At 34.7% G+C, this 3,239-nt stretch carries 5 protein-coding genes and 1 pseudogene; 1 reads left to right on the forward strand and 5 read right to left on the reverse strand.

Going from position 1 to position 3,239, the window contains the following annotated elements; all coding sequences use genetic code 11:
- Positions 1-331 precede the first annotated feature (331 nt).
- Both FTV41_RS14035 and FTV41_RS14040 read right to left on the reverse strand, forming a co-directional pair.
- Positions 332-658 (reverse strand): hypothetical protein, encoded by a 327-nt coding sequence (locus tag FTV41_RS14035; protein WP_005108845.1) that lies wholly within the window; start codon positions 656-658, stop codon positions 332-334.
- Complete coding sequence (locus tag FTV41_RS14040) at positions 648-1,079, reverse strand: hypothetical protein (RefSeq protein WP_005108844.1); 432 nt, start codon at positions 1,077-1,079, stop codon at positions 648-650. Before FTV41_RS14040 ends, FTV41_RS14035 begins: the two co-directional genes overlap by 11 nt.
- A 106-nt stretch (positions 1,080-1,185) precedes the next feature.
- Here FTV41_RS14040 and FTV41_RS14045 point away from each other — a divergent pair, with 106 nt between their 5' ends.
- A complete protein-coding gene (locus FTV41_RS14045; protein WP_179996712.1) occupies positions 1,186-1,500 on the forward strand; it encodes a hypothetical protein in 315 nt (104 codons plus the stop codon).
- Positions 1,501-1,682: 182 nt separating this feature from the next.
- On the opposite strand, the gene FTV41_RS14050 is transcribed toward FTV41_RS14045, so the two are convergent.
- The 3 genes and pseudogenes from FTV41_RS14050 to repM all read right to left on the reverse strand — a co-directional run.
- Entirely contained in the window at positions 1,683-1,826 is a 144-nt protein-coding gene (locus tag FTV41_RS14050; protein WP_001125247.1) for a hypothetical protein, read from the reverse strand.
- A 20-nt stretch (positions 1,827-1,846) separates the two neighbouring features.
- Complete coding sequence (locus tag FTV41_RS14055) at positions 1,847-2,422, reverse strand: plasmid replication DNA-binding protein (protein WP_179996713.1); 576 nt, start codon at positions 2,420-2,422, stop codon at positions 1,847-1,849.
- Positions 2,415-3,227: pseudogene (gene repM, locus FTV41_RS14060) on the reverse strand (replication initiation protein RepM); the annotation flags it as partial. The gene FTV41_RS14055 and the pseudogene repM, both read right to left, overlap by 8 nt.
- Positions 3,228-3,239: the final 12 nt, after the last annotated feature.

The following is a 3,239-nucleotide window of genomic DNA, read 5'->3' on the forward strand; positions in this document are numbered from 1 at the left end:
CCCCAGCAATTGGGGATAGTTTTGGAACCTGGATCCGCATGAAATGGGCACTGATTGCCAAATTGATCATTTATTGATCAAATTTCTTGGCAAAATGTTACAGATTTGCTTAAAAACTCACCAACTTATTACAAAAGCCGATTTTTGTGCTTTTTGTAATCAGATTAAAATTTTCAAGTTATTGATATTTATATTAATATACAATTGTATTGCGTATAACCACCATTATGTTAAATGGAGGTTAGATTGGTGGAAAACTCCAGTTTTTGAAACTTCAAATAGAAGCTCTTTCGTTCAATTAGTAATTGTAATTTCTATATAAATTTATATTCTATTGAATAATTATTTCATAAATTCTCCTATCATATTTGGCTGCATATGTAGCTACTTCTTGATTAATCTTTTTATGACTTTTATCTACATATGAAAAGATTATTGAATCCTCATTATGCTGCTCATAGTTGATGGCGTATTTATATTCCGAATAAGGATAAAGAGTACCTAAGCTATAAGTTTTTTGAGCACTGATATAAGTTATTTTAAGATCTGTGATTGGGGCATTGGTCCAATTTTTAATAGAAATATATCCATTCTTTTCTAATGGTTGGCATCCTATAATTAAAACTAATGCAAGACAGTAAAATAGGCTATTCTTCATTTTGGTAGTTCTGTTCAATTGGTCTTATGAGTCGACTAATAACTATAACTTTTGAGGTATCACAGCTAGGATCTACTTCAGTTATCCAAGAATAATTATTTTTTTCTAGAGGATAGGATTCTCCGCCTCCATATGCTGCTTTATCACCTAAAAAATAAGTATCCGAATCTACTTTTAGGCTCTTAGTTTCCATATCCCAATCTAGAGTTTTTGTAGCAAAAATTGGCAGAACTTTAGATCCATCAGCATGTTCTAGGTATAGGCATTTACCTTCCCTAATAAGCTTAGCCTCACTATAACTTGCATTATCTGCTCCCCCCGTATATTGAATACGTGGAACAACTATATTTGATTCAATTTTTTCTGTAACTGGACTACAGGCTGCAAGTAAACTTAATAAAATAAATTCTAATCTTTTCATATTAAAGGAATTTTTTGATAAAATAATAATAGAGAAATTAAAGCAAATTATTCCAAAAGGCTCTGATTAAAAATTGTTAAAATTAATAGATATATGAGATAAAATTATGAAAAAATTTTTATATTTTAATTTCTTAGCAATTATTTTGACCTACGTATCTTTGCTTTATCAAAAAAATATATTAGTTGCTCGCATAGTTGTAGATAAGCTTGAAAAAGTTGAAGTCATAGCTGGGGGATTTCCTCTACAGTTCCTTATAGATGGTGAAACCTCTCCAGTCGGAAGTATAAGTATCAATCCTTTATTTATTTTCATCGGCATGGATCAATTTGTTTTTCTCAATTTTTTTATTGATTATTTATTTTGGGTAAGTATTTTATTTGCTTTTTCTATGATTGTGAAAAAGTACAGAATTGTATAGATCTCCTAAAATTAACATAATACACGTTATACGAAATGCTTGAAATTTTCCTATAAGCATCAATAGCTTAGTCAAAGCCGTTCTAGGGTTCAGCGCACTGGAACGGCTTTTTCATGATTTTTCACGTTCCACGCTTAATAAGTAAGCAATGTTCCACACTTTTGATTAGCTCAATTGAATAATCAGGATGCCTGGTCTTTTTCTTTTTGGCGTTCATCCAGCTCTTTCTTCAGTGCCTTTTTATCCTGGTACGATGCAATCAGCATGATCGGGATCAGCAGCGGAGCCACAATAATGCCCAGGGCAATGTCTTTCAGTTTCGGCATGATCTCTCTCCCTAGATTGCTCAGTCATTATCAAAAACAGCATTCAGCACACGGCCAAATAAGCCACGTTTTTTGTGTTGTGGCACTGCCACATTTTGCAACGTGGCATGCTGTAGCGTTTGGGTGTGGTATGCCGTAGTTTCTTGCTGTGGCACTGCCACATTTTCTGCAATATTTAATTCATTATTCTTTTTATTATCATTGTCTTGTTGTGTTGTCGCATGCTGTGGCATATCGGTGTCGCATGCCGTAGCATCTTGTTGTGGTGCTGCTGTGGCAGGTGCAACACTTTTCAGCTCAATGAGTGTTTGCATACGGTCAATTTGTTGCATTAACCGTTCTTCACGTTCTTGGTATTTTTTGACTTCATTTTCTAAATGGGCAATAAGTTTTTTTGTAGATTCATCACCTTCTTGCTTAGATGATTCAATTTTTTGAGATGTTTGCTCAGGTTCTCCAAAGCATCGTATGACCTCTGCTAGATCGAATTGTCCATCACTGGAGCGTGATAAACGTCCATTACGTACAGCTCTGTAAATGGTTGATCTATCCACATGAAATTTTTTAGATACTTCACTTAGTGATAACTTAGCCATTTACGGTGTCCTTTTTATTTGATGGCATATATCCCACTTTTTTTAGGTATGGGTATAGTTCTTTTATTCGGTCAGGGTCTTGCAGCATCTCAGCAATACGAACAGCAAATTGCGGATAGCTTTCAGTTCCCTGGGAATAACGACCCATTTCACGAAGTTCAGAAAGTTTAGTTGCAAACATATGGCGTTGTGCATCAGTCATCTTTGTAAAGAAATCTAAAGTATTAGGATCTCTATCTACTAGAGGTGGAGAGTCCTTTTTTTTCTGTTTAAAGTTAAACGAAAAACCAGATATTGAGCGCCCCCGTTTATGCTGCTCATACTTTACACAAATATCTGTATGTTCATTTATCTGCTTAATTGAAAGTTCTAGCACACGTTCTTTTAAGTGAGCCATCCGTAAATATTCATTATCAAGAACACCTAATTTTTTTCTGAACTCTTGTAGCTCTATAATTGGTGTTTTACCAGCACTTCGCCATTGAATTAGAAGCTCATATAAACGAATAGCATAAGCACTACTAAGGCTACTGACTTGTTGTAGTTCATATTTCGTAAATTGCTCTTCTAACCTGGTGATGAATGGAACGACAGCTGGAGCAAATATTAGGTCTACAGTCGCTTCATTGTCGTTATAAGCAATCTGAGAAACCCAGCGACTCATAACATTTCTGATATTCCCATTAGCCTTTTTTTCTTGATAACTAAACTGACGTGCAAAAAGATCTTTACAAGCCTCTTTTAGAGCTTGATAGGCTGTATTGCGGTGTACGCCAAATTGATTGATATAACTATCAGCATGAACTCCTCATGGATC

This window comes from Acinetobacter sp. YH16051, assembly GCF_013417135.1.
GTDB lineage: Bacteria > Pseudomonadota > Gammaproteobacteria > Pseudomonadales > Moraxellaceae > Acinetobacter > Acinetobacter towneri.

Bases quoted from the DNA above. Each gene is read 5' to 3' on its own strand.
- FTV41_RS14035 (WP_005108845.1), bottom strand. From the start codon at position 658: ATGAAGAATAGCCTATTTTACTGTCTTGCATTAGTTTTAATTATAGGA.
- FTV41_RS14040 (WP_005108844.1), bottom strand. From the start codon at position 1,079: ATGAAAAGATTAGAATTTATTTTATTAAGTTTACTTGCAGCCTGTAGT.
- FTV41_RS14045 (WP_179996712.1), top strand. From the start codon at position 1,186: ATGAAAAAATTTTTATATTTTAATTTCTTAGCAATTATTTTGACCTAC.
- FTV41_RS14050 (WP_001125247.1), bottom strand. From the start codon at position 1,826: ATGCCGAAACTGAAAGACATTGCCCTGGGCATTATTGTGGCTCCGCTG.
- FTV41_RS14055 (WP_179996713.1), bottom strand. From the start codon at position 2,422: ATGGCTAAGTTATCACTAAGTGAAGTATCTAAAAAATTTCATGTGGAT.